Source organism: Nocardia nova (assembly GCF_002933465.1).
Lineage (GTDB): Bacteria > Actinomycetota > Actinomycetes > Mycobacteriales > Mycobacteriaceae > Nocardia > Nocardia nova_B.
Map to the genome: position 1 here is coordinate 391,868 of NZ_PSZE01000001.1, position 16,664 is coordinate 408,531.

18 protein-coding genes are annotated in these 16,664 nt (G+C 66.0%); 7 read left to right on the plus strand and 11 right to left on the minus strand.

The genetic code is table 11. From position 1 onward, the window contains the following. The first annotated feature begins 104 nt into the window (after window positions 1-104). From C5E41_RS01665 to C5E41_RS01685, 5 genes are all read left to right on the plus strand, one after another. Window positions 105-605 carry a MarR family winged helix-turn-helix transcriptional regulator gene (locus C5E41_RS01665; RefSeq protein WP_258080658.1) on the plus strand — a complete coding sequence of 167 codons (501 nt, stop codon included), beginning with the start codon at window positions 105-107 and terminating at the stop codon, window positions 603-605. A gap of 8 nt (window positions 606-613) precedes the next feature. Then, window positions 614-1,867, plus strand: a complete 1,254-nt coding sequence (locus C5E41_RS01670; protein ID WP_104374035.1) for an MFS transporter — start codon at window positions 614-616, stop codon at window positions 1,865-1,867. A gap of 656 nt (window positions 1,868-2,523) precedes the next feature. After that, window positions 2,524-3,042 (plus strand): DUF6879 family protein, encoded by a 519-nt coding sequence (locus tag C5E41_RS01675; RefSeq protein ID WP_104374036.1) that lies wholly within the window; start codon window positions 2,524-2,526, stop codon window positions 3,040-3,042. Further along, window positions 3,039-3,872: a helix-turn-helix domain-containing protein gene (locus C5E41_RS01680; RefSeq protein ID WP_258080676.1), complete on the plus strand. Its 834-nt coding sequence runs from the start codon at window positions 3,039-3,041 to the stop codon at window positions 3,870-3,872. Before C5E41_RS01675 ends, C5E41_RS01680 begins: the two co-directional genes overlap by 4 nt. Window positions 3,873-4,046: 174 nt before the next feature. Continuing rightward, window positions 4,047-4,796, plus strand: coding sequence for a DUF427 domain-containing protein (locus C5E41_RS01685; RefSeq protein WP_104374037.1), 750 nt, complete (start codon window positions 4,047-4,049; stop codon window positions 4,794-4,796). 57 nt (window positions 4,797-4,853) lie between these two features. On the opposite strand, the gene C5E41_RS01690 is transcribed toward C5E41_RS01685, so the two are convergent. The 5 genes from C5E41_RS01690 to hsaA all read right to left on the minus strand — a co-directional run bounded on the left by C5E41_RS01690 (window position 4,854) and on the right by hsaA (window position 9,556). Next, a complete protein-coding gene (locus C5E41_RS01690; protein ID WP_104374199.1) occupies window positions 4,854-5,762 on the minus strand; it encodes an AraC family transcriptional regulator in 909 nt (302 codons plus the stop codon). A gap of 233 nt (window positions 5,763-5,995) precedes the next feature. Beyond that, the gene (hsaB, locus tag C5E41_RS01695) at window positions 5,996-6,586 is read right to left on the minus strand and encodes a 3-hydroxy-9,10-secoandrosta-1,3,5(10)-triene-9,17-dione monooxygenase reductase subunit (protein WP_104374038.1); all 591 of its coding nucleotides are present in this window, start codon (window positions 6,584-6,586) and stop codon (window positions 5,996-5,998) included. Between the two features lie 23 nt (window positions 6,587-6,609). After that, window positions 6,610-7,485 (minus strand): iron-dependent extradiol dioxygenase HsaC, encoded by an 876-nt coding sequence (gene hsaC / locus C5E41_RS01700; RefSeq protein ID WP_104374200.1) that lies wholly within the window; start codon window positions 7,483-7,485, stop codon window positions 6,610-6,612. Window positions 7,486-7,505: 20 nt separating this feature from the next. Further along, window positions 7,506-8,387 carry a 4,5:9,10-diseco-3-hydroxy-5,9,17-trioxoandrosta-1(10),2-diene-4-oate hydrolase gene (gene hsaD, locus C5E41_RS01705; RefSeq protein ID WP_104374039.1) on the minus strand — a complete coding sequence of 294 codons (882 nt, stop codon included), beginning with the start codon at window positions 8,385-8,387 and terminating at the stop codon, window positions 7,506-7,508. Then, window positions 8,387-9,556: a 3-hydroxy-9,10-secoandrosta-1,3,5(10)-triene-9,17-dione monooxygenase oxygenase subunit gene (hsaA, locus tag C5E41_RS01710; RefSeq protein WP_104374040.1), complete on the minus strand. Its 1,170-nt coding sequence runs from the start codon at window positions 9,554-9,556 to the stop codon at window positions 8,387-8,389. Before hsaA ends, hsaD begins: the two co-directional genes overlap by 1 nt. A gap of 226 nt (window positions 9,557-9,782) precedes the next feature. Here hsaA and C5E41_RS01715 point away from each other — a divergent pair, with 226 nt between their 5' ends. After that, window positions 9,783-11,003 carry a Rieske 2Fe-2S domain-containing protein gene (locus tag C5E41_RS01715; protein WP_104374041.1) on the plus strand — a complete coding sequence of 407 codons (1,221 nt, stop codon included), beginning with the start codon at window positions 9,783-9,785 and terminating at the stop codon, window positions 11,001-11,003. Then, window positions 11,003-11,320, plus strand: a complete 318-nt coding sequence (locus C5E41_RS01720; protein ID WP_104374042.1) for a hypothetical protein — start codon at window positions 11,003-11,005, stop codon at window positions 11,318-11,320. The genes C5E41_RS01715 and C5E41_RS01720 overlap by 1 nt, the downstream gene beginning before the upstream one ends. 140 nt (window positions 11,321-11,460) lie before the next feature. On the opposite strand, the gene C5E41_RS01725 is transcribed toward C5E41_RS01720, so the two are convergent. From C5E41_RS01725 to C5E41_RS01750, 6 genes are all read right to left on the minus strand, one after another. Further along, window positions 11,461-11,868: a cupin domain-containing protein gene (locus tag C5E41_RS01725; RefSeq protein ID WP_104374201.1), complete on the minus strand. Its 408-nt coding sequence runs from the start codon at window positions 11,866-11,868 to the stop codon at window positions 11,461-11,463. A gap of 146 nt (window positions 11,869-12,014) precedes the next feature. Beyond that, entirely contained in the window at window positions 12,015-12,617 is a 603-nt protein-coding gene (locus C5E41_RS01730) for a TetR/AcrR family transcriptional regulator (protein ID WP_104374202.1), read from the minus strand. A gap of 394 nt (window positions 12,618-13,011) precedes the next feature. Continuing rightward, the gene (locus C5E41_RS01735) at window positions 13,012-13,497 is read right to left on the minus strand and encodes a hypothetical protein (protein WP_104379620.1); all 486 of its coding nucleotides are present in this window, start codon (window positions 13,495-13,497) and stop codon (window positions 13,012-13,014) included. 273 nt (window positions 13,498-13,770) lie between these two features. Then, on the minus strand, window positions 13,771-14,820 hold the full coding sequence (gene dmpG / locus C5E41_RS01740; protein ID WP_104374044.1) for a 4-hydroxy-2-oxovalerate aldolase: 1,050 nt from the start codon (window positions 14,818-14,820) through the stop codon (window positions 13,771-13,773). A gap of 13 nt (window positions 14,821-14,833) precedes the next feature. Continuing rightward, window positions 14,834-15,760, minus strand: a complete 927-nt coding sequence (locus C5E41_RS01745) for an acetaldehyde dehydrogenase (acetylating) (protein WP_104374045.1) — start codon at window positions 15,758-15,760, stop codon at window positions 14,834-14,836. A gap of 10 nt (window positions 15,761-15,770) precedes the next feature. Further along, window positions 15,771-16,556, minus strand: coding sequence for a 2-keto-4-pentenoate hydratase (locus C5E41_RS01750; protein ID WP_104374046.1), 786 nt, complete (start codon window positions 16,554-16,556; stop codon window positions 15,771-15,773). Between the last annotated feature and the right edge of the window lie 108 nt (window positions 16,557-16,664).

A 16,664-nucleotide genomic window follows, 5' to 3' on the forward strand; every position in this document is an offset into this window, starting at 1 on the left:
GATAGGACCCTGCTGACCTGCGAAAACCCGGTGTGCGCGATCTCACGCCAAGATAGATAGTTAGGCTATGTACATACATAGTTAGCTTATGTAACATAATTTTCGTGCAGTCGAACGAGTCGCCCGCCCTCCCCGATCCGGCCCGGAGCTCGGTCTCCGCCCCGGATCCGGCCGAGGTGCTCTTGGTCGACATCGCCGTCGCCGCCGCGCGGCTCACTCGACTGGCCGGCACGCTGGGAACCCGAGCGCTCCCGCGTGCGATGGTGCGGGCGCTGTCCACGCTCGAAGAGCACGGTCCGCTGCGAATCAGCGAATTCGCGGAGATCGACGGTTGCTCCCAGCCCTCGGCAACCGCGCTGATCGGCCGGCTGACAGCCGCCGGACTCGCCGCACGCACCAAGGACCCCGACGACTCCAGAGCCGTGGTCGTCGAGCTGACGCCGGCGGGGCGCGAACAGTTGTCCGTGTCCCGTCGCGCGTTCGGCACCGCCCTCGCGGCCCGGTTGCCCGACTTCGGCATCGACCGGCTCAGCCATCTCGAAAGTGAACTGACCGATCTCCTCGAAGCCCTGAAATCGGCTGCACCGCACACAGTCTCGAAGTAGGAGCGTTGATGAGCACCACTCTCTCATCGCCGACCGCGACCGAGGCGACGACCACGCCGAAGACCAAGCAGCCCACATCGGTATGGGCAGTGGCTTTCGCCTCGGTCATCGCCTTCATGGGTATCGGCCTGGTGGATCCGATTCTGAAACCGATCGGCGAACAGCTGCACGCGTCACCGTCGCAGGTCACCCTGCTGTTCACCAGCTACATGCTGGTCACCGGTGTCGCGATGCTGATCACCGGCGTGGTGTCGAGCCGCTTCGGCGCCAAGAAGACGCTGCTCGCCGGCCTGGCCATCATCGTAGTCTTCGCCGCGCTGGCGGGGTCGTCGGGAACGGTCGGGCAGATCGTCGGCTTCCGCGCCGGATGGGGTCTGGGTAACGCGCTGTTCATCGCGACCGCATTGGCCACCATCGTGGGCGCGGCCAGCGGCGGGGTCGCCCGCGCCATCATTCTGTACGAGGCGGCACTGGGCATCGGTATCGCCGCCGGGCCGCTGCTCGGTGGATTCCTGGGCGGATTCAGCTGGCGCGCACCGTTCTTCGGTGTCGCCGTCTTGATGGCGGTGGCGTTCGTCGCGATCGTCGTGTTGCTGCCGGAGATGCCGAAACCGGCCCATCACACCTCGATCACGGCCCCCTTCAAGGCTTTACGGCACCGGGGACTGCTGCTGGTCAGCATCACCGCACTGCTCTACAACTACGGCTTCTTCACCTTGCTCGCCTACACCCCGTTCCCGCTGAACATGGGCACCTATTCGATCGGGTTCATCTTCTTCGGCTGGGGTCTGCTGCTGGCGCTGGCTTCGGTGGTCTTCGCGCCGCGACTGCAGCGCATGTTCGGTACCGTGCCGATGATCGCGACCGCGCTCGCGCTGTTCGCCGCCGATCTGGCCGCGATGGCGATCTGGGCCGATCACAAGCCGGTGCTGATCGTGGGCACCGTACTGGCGGGCCTGTTCCTCGGCGTGAACAACACCCTGATCACCGAGGCCGTGATGATCTCCGCCCCGGTGGAACGCTCCACCGCCTCGGCCGCCTACAGCTTCGTCCGGTTCGTCGGTGGCGCCGCCGCCCCGTATCTGGCCGGCAAGCTCGGCGAACATCAGATGGCCCTGCCGTTCTGGGTCGGCGCCGCGTGTACCGCGGTCGGCGTCCTGGTGCTGCTCGGCGGCCGCTCGGCCCTGTCCCACATGGACGAGCACGACCCGGCCGAACACAGCCCGGCCGAAGCCGAAGCCATCACCGTCGGCGACGACTGACCGAACTCGTCGTCCCGAGCGGCCCACCCCGTCGCCGGGACGGCACCCGCCGCTGCGGTACCCCTTCTCTGACCGCAACGGCGGTGAGCCGGAATCCCCTCGCGAAACCCGCAGGGGATTCCGGCCTTTCCCTATCCCCGTCCCGGTAGGGCCGGACCGCCCAGACGCCCCCCGACCACCGGCAACGCGACGACGACAATCCACGCGACGGTGAGCACGCGGCTATGCCTCCTATCGACGCAGCGACCGGAGAACTCGTCCGCACGTCTCCTGATCGGCCGACTCGACCGGGTGAACAGGTGGGGGAACATCCAGCGCACTCGAAACACGCTGCGGCAGAAGTCGACTCATGAGCTCGAGATACACCCCACCCGAGTCGCCGTCCCCGTAGGCGACCGCCTCCAGCACGCCACCGGGAAACACGAAAAGCCTTGCGCACCTTTTCCTTGCGTCCATGTAGTCTCCGTCCCCTCATGTGCCTTGGCATGGCACCCGGCACCGGGGAAGTCGTTTCAGCCCGGTGCTGAGGCCCGGTCAGAACCGTAGGAACCACCCTCGGCCACGGTCTACGATCATGCACATTCGTGCACAAGGTGGATTTTTGCTGTGCATCAAGGACATTCACACGCCACAATTAGTCCCGTGGGTGCAACTTCATGCACGATGCAACGGAGGTAGCCGATGAAGGGTTCCCGGACCTACTCCGGACCTGCAAGCGGGAAGCGTTCCATCTCGAAGTGCTCGACTCGTACGTCGAGCCGGGAGAGAGTGAACCGCTCCAGCGATTCCCGACCGGGGAGCCGGACGATTACGCGTGGTTCACACCGTGGACCGATCTGGTCAGGGAGACGGTCAGCCAGGGCGTCGCAGTGACGCGGATTCGTATCGTGTCCGTACCGCACACCGACTACACGAGGTTCTCCATGCGGGTCGCAGAACTCAACACCGCCGCCGGAGAAGATATCCGGTATCTACCGCGGCACGATGCCGGGGAAGTGCCACCCGATGATTTCTGGCTGTTCGATGACGAGACGGTCATCTTTTCGGCGTTCGGAGACTCCGGCGGTTGGTCGGGTGCGATGACCACCGACCCGGGCATCGCCGAATACGCGGTGGGGCTGAAACAACGGTTCTGGTCGCTCGGTACCCCGTTTCGGGATTACGTCACACAGTGACCGGCTCTGTTGACCAACAGCGTTTCGCTGCCGGGTTGTCCGGTGCCGAACTCGCACGGCGTAACGAATGGGACCCCTCGAAGGTCTCGAAGATCGAGTACGGCCGGATCAAACCGTCCCTGGAGGACATCTCCGCGTATTGCCGAGACTGCGGCGCACAGGACCAGCTGGCTGACCTGCACGCCACCCGTCAGAACATAGATACCGCGTACCTCGAATGGCGGAAAGTCCTCGGCACCGGAACCAAGCGACGGCAACAAGCGTCGATAAAGTGGGAATCCGAGTCCCGGATACTTCGATCATTCGAGCCATCGTTGATTCCCGGCCTACTCCAGACCGCCGAGTACGCCACCGGGATTCTCCGCAAAGTCATCGAATTCCAACAGATACCCGATGACTTGGACGCCGGTGTGGCCAAGCGGATGGAACGTCAGCAAGTCCTGTACAAGCGAGATCACCTGTTTCATTTCCTCATCGGGGAACAGGCCTTGTACACCACGGTCGGAGGCAACGAGGCAATGCTCGGTCAGCTGGACCGGCTGCTGGCCGTCCACGGCGTGCCCCGGATAACCATCGGAATTATCCCATTCATGGCGCCGTTCGAGACGGCCACGACCGGTTTCCTGATGTTCGATTCGACGATGGTTCTGGTCGAGACGGTAACCGCAGAGTTGAACGTCACCCAACCCCGCGATATTCGGGTGTACCGCCGGACGTTCGACACACTGGCTGCTCAGTCCGTCACCGGTGAAAAGGCTCGGACGCTGATTCACAGAGCTATTCGCGCACGAGATTCGCCCAGGCCGATACCGTCATCGGATCACCTGTGACCGGTCCACAAAGGTACGTCTCGGAAAACCACCGGGCAGGCGAAGACATCCGGTATCTGCCCCGGCACGAAGCGGGCACGGATGCTGGTACGCAGAGCATTGGGCGCATGGTCCTTGTCATGGGCATCGGCCGGTGCCGTATACCGCGTCACCTTCCGCGCGTACCGTGGTGAAATGACCGAGACCAATCGGGGGCGGGTACGGACCGAGGCGGGGCACCGGCGGATCCGGGCCTATGTGGGCGGGCACGTCGTCGCGGACACCATTCGTCCGCTGCTGGTGTGGGAGAGTCCCTACTACCCGACGTACTACGTGCCGGTCGAGGATGTTCGCGCGGAGCTGGTCGCGACCGGATCGACCAAGCACTCCACGAGTCGCGGCGAGGGCGACATCTACGACGTGGTGATCGGTGAAACCACCAGACCCGCTGCGGCCCTTCGCTATCCGGAGTCGCCGATCCCGGAGCTGCGTGAGCACATCCGCTTGGAGTGGGAACAGATGGATCGGTGGTTCGAGGAGGACGAGCCGATCTCCGTTCATCCGCGCAATCCCTATACGCGCGTCGACATCCTGGCCAGTTCCCGCACGGTGCGGGTGGAACTCGGCGGAGAGGTGGTGGCGGAATCGGATTCGCCGCACATCCTGTACGAGACCGGACTCGTCCCGCGCTACTACCTGCCGCTGACCGATGTGCGGATGGATCTGCTCACGCCCTCGGCCACCACGACGAGTTGTCCCTACAAGGGCACCGCCGAGTACTACAACATCCGCATCGGCGAGACCGAATATCCCGATCTGGTCTGGTACTACCGCACTCCCCTGCCGGAGAGTCAGAAGGTTGCCGGGCTGGTCTGCTTCTACAACGAGAAGGTCGAACTGTACGTCGACGGGGTCCGGCAGGAGCACTCGACCCCGTTCAGCTGAATCACGGCGCTACCTCTGGCCCAGCGGCACCGGGCTTTCCAGACGCATTCGGCCTCCTCACACCGCGAGGACGGGCGGCAGCTCCTCGGCGCGGCGATAACGCCCCGGAGCAAGGGTGTATTCGCGCTTGAACGCCTTGGCGAACGCGAACTCGGAACCGTAGCCGACGCGGTGCGCGATCGCCGCGATCGGCAGGTCGGTCTCGCGTAGCAGGCGTGCGGCGGTGAGCATGCGCCAGCGGGTCAGATACGACAGCGGCGCCTCACCGACGGTTGCGGCGAACCGGCGGGTCAGGGTGGCGCGGGATACTCCCGCCACCGCGCTCAGCTCGGGAACGGTCCAGGCCCGCGCGGGGTCGGCGTGGATGGCGCCCAGCGCGGCCGACACCGCCGGATCGGCGAAAGCGCCTGCCCAGCCGGAGGTTTCGGCCCTCTCGTACCAGGAGCGCAGAACGAACAGCAGCAGCGTATCCAGCAGCGCGGGTACCGCGGCATCGGTACCCGGCCGTGGTTCGGTGAGCTCGCCGACGAGCAGATCCACCGCGGCACGCAGTGCCGGGTAGCGGTCCGGATCGGCGGGCAGGTGCAGGAAGTCGGGCAGTTGATCCAGCAGCGGATGACGGCGACTCCGGCTGACCTCGTATGCCCCGCACAGCAAGCTGGTCCGCGATCCCGGCCCGGGGATATCACGCGGCTCACCCGGGGTCGCCACCTCGGTGATCGCGCTGTGCGGACTGTCCGCTATCACATGCGCGGCCCCGCGCGGCATGAACAGCACATCGCCCGGCCCCATCTCCACCGGTTCCGAATCCGGTGCCAGCAACCAGCATTCACCCTGCAGCACGATGTGGAATCCGGCGCCCGGCACCAGCGGATACCGCCTCCCCCACGGTGCATGCCGCACGAACAATCCCGAGGCGGGCATCCCGGTCCGCACCGCCGCCACCGTCTCACTCAAGATATCCACACTGCCCCACTCGGCCGATCTCACACCGCGACGATCACCAGCATCCTGACCGATCCGGTCACGGTCAACGCACCGGCACGGCAGCGCCCAGCACCGCACCACCGATCTGTCACCGTCCGACGCCGACATGCGGGCCCACGACCCGTCCGACGTATTCCGGATCCCGGCCGGCCACGCGAAACAGCGGAGGGCGGCCACCGGGAAAGGTGCCCGCCCTCGACGATCGCCCGGACCTACAACCAGGTGTCCAGGGTGGTGGTGGTGAGGAAATGTTCGAGGTCGGCTCGCCACGGGGCCGGGGTCGTCTTCTCGGGTTCGATGGCGGTGTACTGGCCGCGGTAGAACAGCAGCGGCCTGCCGGAGTCCGTGGACTCCGACAGGGCCTGTACCCGGCCGATCACGATGTAGTGATCGCCGCCGTCGACGACGCTGTCCACCGTGCACTGGATCGTGGCCAGCGCGTCGTCCAGGACCGGAAGTCCCAGATCCGAAGTGCTCCAGCCGATTCCGGCGAACTTGTCGGGTTCGCGGGAACCGAAGCGGGCACACACCTGCTGTTGTTCCTCGGCCAGGACGTTCACACAGAAGCGTCCGGACTGCTCGATCGCGGCCCACGACCGCGATCCCGTGGTGGGGCAGAACAGCACCAGCGGCGGGTCGAGGGAGAGGGCGGCGAAGGACTGACAGGCGAAACCGATCGGCGCCGGCGCGGCGTCCTCGGTTTCGATGCAGGTGGTGATCACCGTGATGCCGGTGCAGAACTGCCCCAGCACGTTCCGGAACAGCCGGCCGTCGATTTCCGGGTATTCGTCCGTGGCGGTCATGGTTGTCGCCCTCTCCGCGCTCGCTACTTGAATCCCACCGTGAAGTCGTGACCCCACAGGCTCACCGCGGTGGATTCCCGCGCGATCCAGGAATGGTCGTCGACTTCCAAACCTTCACAACCGAATTCGATATCGAATCCGCCGGGGGTCTTCATGTAGAACGACAGCATCTTGTCGTTGATGTGCCGGCCGAGCGTGGCCGACATCTTGACCTTCTTACGCAACGCCCGGTCCAGGCAGAGCCCCACGTCGTCGGAATTCTCCACCTCGACCATGAGGTGCACGATGCCGGTCGGGTTCGGCAGCGGCAGGAACGCCAGCGCGTGATGCCGGGGATTGCAGCCGTAGAACCGCAGCCACGCCGGGTCACCGTCGGCGGGCCGGCCGACGACCTGCGGTGGCAGCCGCATCGAGTCGCGCAGCCGGAAGCCGAGCACATCCTGATAGAAGGCCTGCGCTTGGGCATCGTCGTTGCAGGTCAGGACCACGTGGCCCAGACCCTGTTCAGCGGTGACGAACTTGTGGCCGTAGGGGCTGACGAAACGCCGGGCCAGATACTGGGCGCCGTAGAACGCCTCGAGCGTATTACCCGAAGGGTCCTGGAAGCGGATCATGCCCTCGACGCGCCGCTCCGCGAGCTCGTCCTTGGTCCCCTCGTCGAAGGCGACGTCGGCCTTGGTCAGGGTCTCCCGAAGCCGTTGCAGCGCGGGCGCGTCGGTGACCTCCCAGCCGGAGACCTGCAGGCGGTCCTTCTCGCCGGGCACGATCACCAGGCGAGCGGGGAAATCGTCCATCCGCAGGTAGAGCGCGTCGAGGTTGGGGCCGTCCGCCTCCATCATGCCGAGCACCTCGAGCCCGTACTTGCGCCAGGCGGCCACGTCGGTCGCCTCGATGCGCATATATCCCAGCGCACGAATACTCACTTCTGCTCCTTCGCGCCGAAGAGGAAATCGGTTGCCAGCCGGTTGAATTCGTCGAACTTCTCCAGCTGCGCCCAGTGCCCGCAGCCACCGAACACGTGCAGCTGCGCGCGCGGAATGGTCTTCAGTGCCACCAGCGCACCGTCGAGCGGATTCACCCGATCCTCACGGCCCCAGATGAGCAGCACCGGCTGGCGCAGCTTGTACGCCTCGCGCCACAACATGCCCTTCTCGAAATCCGCACTGGCGAAGGACTTTCCCATCGCCCGGGTCGCGGCCAGCGCTTCCGGGGTGTTGGCGGAGGCGAATCGCTCGTCGAGCAGTTCCGGCGTGATCAGCGACTGGTCGAAGACCATGATCCGCAGGAACTTCTCCAGGTTGTCGCGGGTGGGCTCGACGTTGAACTTGCCCAGCGCCTTGACGCCCTCGGTGGGGTCCGGGGCGAACAGGTTGGTGCTCAGCCCGCCCGGACCCATGAGGACCAGCTTGCCGGCCCGGTCCGGATAGTCGAGCGCGAAGCGCACGGCCGCACCGCCGCCGAGTGAATTGCCCAGCAGGTGAACGCGTTCGGTGATGCCGAGGGTGTCGAGCAGATCCTTCAGCGCCGAGGCGCTGTGCACGAAGTACTGCGGGTGGTCGGTCGGTTTGTCCGACTGCCCGAAGCCCGGCTGATCCACGGCCAGCACGTGGAAGTGCTGCGCCAGCACCGGGATGTTGCGCGCGAAGTTGGACCACGACGAGGCGCCCGGTCCGCCGCCGTGCAGCAGCACGATGGTGGGGCCGTTGCCCTCGCCGGCCTCGTGGTAGTGCAGCTGCAGATCGGGGCGCACCTGCGCGAACTTCGAGGTGGACTCATAGGTCAGCTCCGAAACGGCGGTCATCACACCATCCCGTCGGTGACCGGCAGCCCGAACGCGTGCGTGCCGTACATCATGTAGGCGCGCTCGGGATCGTTGGCGGCGTGCACGCGACCGGCGTGCGCGTCACGCCAGAACCGCTGCAGCGGAGTGCCGTTCGCCAGTGCGGTGGCGCCCGAGCTCTCGAACAGTTTGTCGATAGAGGCGATCGCTCGGCCGGTGGCGCGGACCTGATCGCGACGCGCCGCGACGCGCAGGTCGAACGGAATCTCCTCGCCAGCGACCAGGAGCTTGTACTCGTCGGCCACATTGCCCGACAGCTGACGCCACGCGGCGTCGATATCACTGGCGGCCTCGGCGATGCGCACCTTGGCGAACGGGTCGTCCTTGGCCTTCTCACCGGCGTAAGCCGCGCGCAGGCGCTTGCCCTGGTGCTCCACGTGCGCGTCCAGCGCACCGTAGGCCATGCCGACGATCGGCGTGGAGATGGTGGTGGGATGGATGGTGCCCCACGGCATCTTGTAGACCGGATCCGTGTTCTGTTGCAGGCCCGGCGCGGTCAGGTCGTTCATGCTCTTGTAGCTGAGGAACCGGTGCCGCGGCACGAAGACGTTCTCCAGCACCAGCGTGTTGGAACCGGTGCCCTTGAGGCCCACCACATTCCACACGTCGTCGATGCGGTAGTCGGTGCGCGGAACCAGGAAGCTGCCGAAGTCGACCGGCTTGCCGTCCTTGATCACCGGGCCGCCGACGAAGGTCCAGGTGGCGTGATCACTCCCCGACGACCAGGCCCAGGAGCCGTTGACGAGGTAGCCGTCGCCGCTCTCGGTCACCACGCCGGCGCCCATCGGGGCGTAGGAGGAGGAGATGCGGACCTGGGTGTCCTCGCCCCAGACCTCCTCCTGTGCCTGCTGGTCGAACAGCGCCAGATGCCAGTTGTGCACGCCGATGATGCCGGCCACCCAGCCGGTGGAACCGCAGGCGCTGGCGATCTTGCGCACGGTGTCGTAGAACACGACGGGATCGGCGGCGTATCCGCCCCACTGGCGCGGCTGCAGCAGCTTGAAGAAACCGGTCTCCTGCAGCGCCTTCATGGTCTCGTCGGGAATCCGGCGCAGATCTTCTGCCTCCTGCGCCTGTTCGCGCAGCTTCGGCAACAGCGCTTCGACCCGCTCGGTCACTTCTTGCGTCATCTCGGGGGCTGCTCCTGCCTGATCGAAATCGGAACGGGTGTATCGGTCGCTTTCCGTTCTGCGGAACCGATACTTGTCTTGAGACTAGAACACGTTCTTATTTATGTCGAGAACGGGTGTTCATTGTCCCACAACGAACACCTTTGCCTGGTAGCCAACGGAATAGCTGGCGCTGAGCCGCTCGATTTTGTAACGTGTTCTAGTACTTCCAGAGGAGGGATGACCGATGGCTGAAACCGCACAGCGGAGCGGGAAGGTGCGCGAGATCGACGTGGGCTCGACGCCCACCCGGTATGCGCGGGGCTGGCACTGCCTGGGCCTGACCGAGACGTTTCGCGACGGTAAGCCGCATGCCGTCCAGGCGTTCGGCACCAAACTCGTGGTGTGGGCCGACAGCAACGACGAGCTGAAGGTGCTCGACGCCTACTGCCGCCACCTCGGCGGCGACCTCAGCATGGGTGAGATCAAGGGCGACTCCATCGCGTGCCCGTTCCACGACTGGCGGTGGGGCGGTAACGGCCGCTGCACCTCCATCCCGTACGCGCGCCGGGTGCCGCCGCTGGCGCGTACGCGCGCCTGGACGACGCTCGAGCGCAACGGCCAGCTGTACGTGTGGCACGACCACGAGGGCAACCCCCCGCCGGACGACGTCACGATCCCCTACATCGAGGGGCCCTACACCGATGCCGACGGCAACCCGGTCGAGGAGCGCAACAGCGACTGGACTCCGTTCACCTGGAACACGATGCTGATCGAGGGCGCCAACTGCCGCGAGATCGTGGACAACGTGGTGGACATGGCCCACTTCTTCTACATCCACTTCGCCTTCCCGACGTACTTCAAGAATGTCTTCGAAGGCCACGTGGCCACGCAGTTCCTCGAGACGAAGGGCCGTCCGGACATCGGCATGGCCGCCAAATACGGCGGGGAGACGCTGCTGAAGTCGGAGGCGTCGTACTTCGGCCCGTCCTACATGATCAATCCGCTGACCAACATCTACGGCGGCTACCAGATCAAGGTGCAGCTGATCAACTGCCACTACCCGGTCACGCAGGATTCGTTCGTGCTGCAGTACGGCCTCTCGGTCGAGAAGCCCAAGGGCATCGACGAGGAGACCGCCGAGAAGCTGGCCAAGTCCATGACCGACTTCTTCGGTGATGGCTTCCTGCAGGACGTGGAGATCTGGAAGCACAAGTCCAAGATCGACAACCCGCTGCTCTGCGAGGAGGACGGCCCGGTCTACCAGCTGCGCCGCTGGTATGAGCAGTTCTACGTCGACGTCGCGGATATCGATCCGAAGATGGTGCAGCGCTTCGAATTCGAGGTCGACACCACCAAGGCCAACGAGCACTGGGAGGCCGAGGTCGCCGAGAATCTGCGGCGTAAGAAGGAAGAAGAAGAGACGGCTCAGCAGGATCCGGCCGTCAAGCAGGAGGCGGGTGCCTGATGGTCTCCTGGGCAAAAGCACCCGATTTCGCGGACCGCCCGGATCGCCGGGAGCAGGTGCGTGCCCAGACGGTCGTCGACAGGCAGCGCTATCTCGAAGACGGCCTGACGCCGGTGGCCTGCCGGGCATGCGGAGTGGAAGTCCTGGTCCGCAAGTCCTCGTCGCATCAGCGCTCGGTGCAGTGGACGGTCAGCCCGGCCGAACACTGCCCGATCTTCGCGAAGCTGGCCGGGCCGGGGCGGCCGGATCCGTGCCCGGACCTGGAGAAGTCGATCCAGTATGCGATCGATGAGGGCATCCTGGCGATCGACGAGTAGGCGCGCGCTGCTCGGGCCCCGCACACCGTATTCGACGGGGATTCGGGGGGGCGGGCCCGAACTATTCGTGCAAAGCTGCGCGCGAAAGTCGGAAATCACGCCGAATCGCGGAGGTTCGCACGAAGAGTTCGTCCGGCTGGTCAGTCCAGGCGGAAGTCCGCGAAATCGAACCCGGGCGCGACCACGCAGCTCACCAGCACGTATTCGTCACCGGCCGGGCGTGCGGCCTGGCTGACGCCGCCGGGCACCACGGCCTGAAGGAGCTGGCCTCGCTCGACGGCCGGGCCGAGGATCACTTCGTCGCCGCCGATGTTGAGCAGCAATGGACCACCGCGCTGCCACAACCAGATCTCGTCCGAGCGCACCGTATGCGGTGCGGAACGTTCGTGCGGCAGCAGCAGGAAATGGATGGCGGTGGCGGATGCGCGTGGGCCGTCGTAGCCGTCCGGCTCGAATTCGACCGGGCTGCGGTAGGTTTCGCGGAACCAGCCGCCTTCGGGATGCGGTTGCAGATCCAGCGCCTCGGCAAGTTCGGGTCGTTCGGACATCGTCGCCTCCTGCACAGTCGTCGTCCCCCGGATTCTGCGCGGCTACGGCCGACGCCGCGAACTCGGCGGCGTGGTCCCAGCTCGCTCCCGCGGGTCGGCGGCCGAGATATCCGTGCTCGGAAACATGTCGATGGCCCGGCGGGTCATCACGCGTCCCGCGCGACGCTGTAGGCCATCGCGACGTGGGTGAACAGGGTGGTGCGCTGTTCCCGGGCCGCGGGGTCGTCCGGTTCGAGCAGGCACTGCTGCGAGGTGCCGTCGTGGACCGCGACCACCGCGCGCCCCAGCCCGTCGCGGTCGGTGACGGCGCGCCCGGCGCGGTTCAGCAGCCCCTCCAGGACCGGTAGCAGGGCCGCCACGATCGCGTTCTCCCGCGCGACCATCACCCGCCGCAGCGGCGGGTTGCGCAGGGCGTGGGCGGTGAATTCGGCGGTGATGCGAAACCACTTGTCGTCCAGCGGAACCGCCCGCAGCAGCTGTTCCACGCCGGCGCGCAGATCGTGCACGTCGGCGCCGGTCCCCGACTCCAGCACTGCCGTCAACTCGCGCAGCATCTCGGCCGATCGCAACTCCCACATCGCCAGGAACAGTTCTTCCAGCGAGCTGAAGTTCGAGTAGAACGCGCCCCGAGTGAATCCGGCGCGCTCACAGATCTGCTCGACCGTGCAGCGCCCGAAGCCCTCGTCGGCGAAGGCGTCGAAGGCGGCGTCCAGCAATCGCTGCCGAGTCTCGGCCCGCCGCTTGGTCATTCGCGGCTCGCGCGGGGCGGTGCCGCTCGGAGCAACGAGATCGCCCACGGGTGCGGGCTCGCCCCGCACCGGCGTCCCTGATTCGGCCGTCGAGCCGGCGCGACGTTGGGGTGTCCGGTCGCGCCCGGCGTCGGACGAACTCCGGGCACCGAGGGACGTCACGAACACTTCCTCTCCATGGACACTTGAATACACGAGTGTATCAACCGGCATTTCCGCATCGTGATCGAAAGAACCGCACCGGGCGACCCTACGGCCACGGGCCTCGGCCGAGTGCAGCTTGTTCGCGACGCGGAGTGCGCACCTACGCGCTCGGCGTCGGTGCGCGCCAAGATAGGAGCGGGCCGCGAACGTGCGAGCGTTCTCGGCCCGCTGCGCCCAATCGGAGCTGCCGTCAGCTTAGATTGGTTCCCGACCAGCCGAAGTTGAAGGTGTGTCCCTTCGAGCTGCACTGCAACCCACCGCGTCCACCGGCGGTACAGGTGGCGCCGCCGTAGTTGATGACGCCGCCGTAGTCGTAGCCGTCGGACGCGGGCCCGGAGTCGATGGAACGGCTGCCCGCCCGACCGAGCGGGCCGGTCAGCCCGAAAGTCGGATGCGCCGGCAGGAACGGCAGATCGATGGCCACGTTGTTGATGGGAATCCCGAACAGAGTGGCGATTCCGGGGCTGATGTCACAGCCCACGTCACCGTTGGGGTGCATCGAGCAATTGGCGTACGCGGTACTGAAATACACCGTGTCGCCCACCAGATAATCCGCCGGATTCTGCACGGTGGGCCCGTTCGCGGCGACGAACGGCTCCGCACCTGCCACCGCTCCACCGGCCATCGAAATCGCGACGGCGGCAACGGATCCACCGATCAACGCCCGCATGTTCACAGCAACTCCTCTATATGTCCGAACGATTACCCGAGAACAGAATTGCTTGCCGCGCAATGGTACAGCGCGTCCCAGACCCATAATTCGGATCGGCTCGGCACTCACGCGCGTTACCGCACACCCATTTCTCCGAGTAACCGAGCGGCCTATCGGCATCGCGCCCGAAAACAGCGGAGACCATCACAGCCGTAGTCGTTCGGCTGGGCGGGCACACCGGAACACGACAACGGGCCGCGAACGATTCACGTTCGCGGCCCGTCGATCTCGATACGCTCAGGCGGAAGCGGTCTGTTCGCGCTGCAGCTCCAGCGCGATGTCGATCAGCTGGTCCTCCTGGCCGCCGACCAGCTTGCGCTTACCGGCGCGCACCAGCATTTCGGCCGCCGAGACGCCGTAACGCTCGGCCTGGCGCTCGGCGTGCTTGAGGAAGCTCGAGTACACCCCGGCGTAGCCCATCATCAGGGCCTGGCGGTCCAGCAGGCATTCCTGCGGCATGGCCGGGCGTACGACATCCTCGGCGGCGTCGGCGATGGCGAAGAAGTCGATGCCGGTCTTGATGCCGATCTTGTCGGCGACGCCGACGAACGCCTCGACCGGGGTGTTGCCCGCACCGGCGCCGAAACGCCGTGCGCTGCCGTCGATCTGCTTGGCGCCTGCCTTGACCGCGTAGATCGAGTTGGCGACGGCGAGGTCGAGGTTCTCGTGACCGTGAAAGCCGACCTGGGCGTCGTCGCCGAGTTCGGCGGCGACCGCGGCGATGCGATCGGACACCTGATCCAGCACCAGCGCACCGGCGGAGTCCACGACGTAGACGCACTGGCATCCCGCGTCGGCCATGATGCGCGCCTGCTCGGCCAGCACCTCCGGCGGCTGCGAATGCGACATCATCAGGAAACCGACGGTCTCCATGCCGAGGTCGCGGGCGTAGCCGAAGTGCTGGATCGAGACGTCGGCCTCGGTACAGTGGGTGGCGATGCGGACGATGGACGCGCCGTTGTCCTGGGAGATCTTGATGTCCTCCTTGACCCCCACCCCGGGCAGCATGAGGACCGCGATCTTGGCCTGCTTCGCGGTCTGCGCCGCGATCGTAATCAGTTCCTGCTCAGGGGTTTTGGAGAACCCGTAGTTGAACGAGGAACCGCCCAGGCCGTCACCGTGGGTCACCTCGATGACCGGCACGCCGGCGGCGTCGACGGCCGCGACGATATCGCGCACCTCGGTGGCGGTGAACTGGTGACGCTTGTGATGGGAACCGTCGCGCAGCGAGGTGTCGGTGACGCGGACGTCGAGTTCCTGGGAGAACGGCTGCAATACGTAGTTCATGATCTGGTCCCTCCTAGACCCGAGCCGTGAGGATCTGTTCGGCCATGACCTCGCCCACCCGGGTGGCGGCGGCGGTCATGATGTCGAGGTTGCCGGCGTAGGGCGGCAGGAAGTCGCCCGCGCCCTCGACCTCCACGAACACCGAAACCTTCGCCATCCCACCGGAAACCACGCTCGGCTCGTCGAACTGCGGCTCGTTGAGCAGGCGGTAGCCGGGCACGTACTGCTGGATGTCGGCGACCATCTTGTGAATGGAGCCGGTGATCGCGGCGGTGTCGGCGCCCTCGGGAATCGCGCAGAAGATGGTGTCGCGCATGATCATCGGCGGTTCGGCCGGGTTCAAGATGATGATCGCCTTGCCGCGCTTCGCCCCGCCGATGGTCTCCACACCCTTGCTGGTGGTCTTGGTGAACTCGTCGATGTTCGCGCGAGTACCGGGTCCGGCGGACACCGACGACACCGAGGCGACGATTTCGGCGTAGGGCACCTCGACCACGCGCGAGACGGCCGCGACGATCGGAATCGTCGCCTGCCCACCGCAGGTGATCATATTGACGTTCGGGGTGTCGATATTCGCGCCCAGGTTCACCGGCGGCACCACCGCCGGGCCGACCGCCGCGGGGGTCAGATCCACCGCGCGGATACCGGCCGCCTCGTACTTCGGCGCGTATTCGCGGTGCACGTAGGCCGAGGTCGCCTCGAACAGCATGTCCGGCTTCTGCGGCAGCGCGAGCAGCCAGTCGGCGCCCTCGTGCGAGGTCTCCAGACCCAGCCCGCGAGCACGCTTGAGGCCCTCGCTGTCGGGATCGATACCGATCATCCAGCGCGGCTCGATCCGCTCCGACCGCAGCAGCTTGTACAGCAGATCGGTGCTGATGTTGCCGGAGCCGACGATCGCGGCTGTAACTTTTTCACCTGCGACCTTGCCGTAATCAGTCACTTGATCTCCCTCAGCCGAATGTCAAACGGACGGAACCGAGTCCAGCGAACTCGGCATGGAAGTCGTCGCCCGGACGGGCGTCGATGGCGCGGGTGCACGAACCCGGCAACACGACGTCGCCGGCCTTCAACCGCACCCCGAACGAGGCGACCTTGCGAGCCAGCCAGGCCACCGCGATGGTCGGATCGTCGAGCACCGCGTCGCTGCGGCCCTGGGCGACGACCTCGCCGTTGCGGGTCAGAGTCGCGTCGATCGCCTTGACGTCCAGCGCATCCGGGGCCACCCGCTCCGGCCCGAGCACCCAGCCGGCCGAGGACGCGTTGTCGGCGATGGTGTCGCACAGCGCGATGTTCCAGTTCTTGATGCGGGTGTCGATGAGCTCGATGGCCGGGGCGTAGGCCACCGTCGCGGCCAGCACGTCGGCCTCGGTGCACTCCTCGCCGGGTAGATCCGCGCCCAGCACGAAGCCGACCTCGACCTCCACGCGCGGGAACAGGTACTTCGAGGTGTCGACCGGAACGTCTTCGAACACCTGCATATCGGCGAGCAGATGGCCGTAGTCGGGTTCGTCGACGCCCATCATCTCCTGCATGGCCTTCGAGGAGAGCCCGACCTTGTGCCCGGCCACCTTCGCGCCGTCGGCCAGCCGCTGCCGGATGTTGATGAGCTGAATCTCGTAGGCGTCGACCACATCGATCGCCGCATACCGCGTGACCAGCGGATCGATCGGCACCCGGTCTCGTTCGGCGACCGCGAGCTCCGCGGCCAGTTCATTCCGTACCGCGTCGGACAGCACGCTTGTTCCTTCCATTGGGGCGCTCGGTCTGGTGACCAGCCGGTGAGCGGGATACAAACTGAAACGAGTTTTCCTGCATTTTCTCGTGTCAGCGGTCCCATCTGCCAG

Coding starts and splice junctions, on each gene's coding strand:
- C5E41_RS01670 (WP_104374035.1), top strand. CDS start 614: ATGAGCACCACTCTCTCATCGCCGACCGCGACCGAGGCGACGACCACG.
- C5E41_RS01685 (WP_104374037.1), top strand. CDS start 4,047: ATGACCGAGACCAATCGGGGGCGGGTACGGACCGAGGCGGGGCACCGG.
- C5E41_RS01720 (WP_104374042.1), top strand. CDS start 11,003: ATGGTCTCCTGGGCAAAAGCACCCGATTTCGCGGACCGCCCGGATCGC.
- hsaD (WP_104374039.1), bottom strand. CDS start 8,387: ATGACCGCCGTTTCGGAGCTGACCTATGAGTCCACCTCGAAGTTCGCG.
- hsaC (WP_104374200.1), bottom strand. CDS start 7,485: ATGCGCATCGAGGCGACCGACGTGGCCGCCTGGCGCAAGTACGGGCTC.
- dmpG (WP_104374044.1), bottom strand. CDS start 14,820: ATGAACTACGTATTGCAGCCGTTCTCCCAGGAACTCGACGTCCGCGTC.
- hsaB (WP_104374038.1), bottom strand. CDS start 6,586: ATGACCGCCACGGACGAATACCCGGAAATCGACGGCCGGCTGTTCCGG.
- C5E41_RS01715 (WP_104374041.1), top strand. CDS start 9,783: ATGGCTGAAACCGCACAGCGGAGCGGGAAGGTGCGCGAGATCGACGTG.
- C5E41_RS01730 (WP_104374202.1), bottom strand. CDS start 12,617: ATGACCAAGCGGCGGGCCGAGACTCGGCAGCGATTGCTGGACGCCGCC.
- C5E41_RS01725 (WP_104374201.1), bottom strand. CDS start 11,868: ATGTCCGAACGACCCGAACTTGCCGAGGCGCTGGATCTGCAACCGCAT.
- hsaA (WP_104374040.1), bottom strand. CDS start 9,556: ATGACGCAAGAAGTGACCGAGCGGGTCGAAGCGCTGTTGCCGAAGCTG.
- C5E41_RS01675 (WP_104374036.1), top strand. CDS start 2,524: ATGCACGATGCAACGGAGGTAGCCGATGAAGGGTTCCCGGACCTACTC.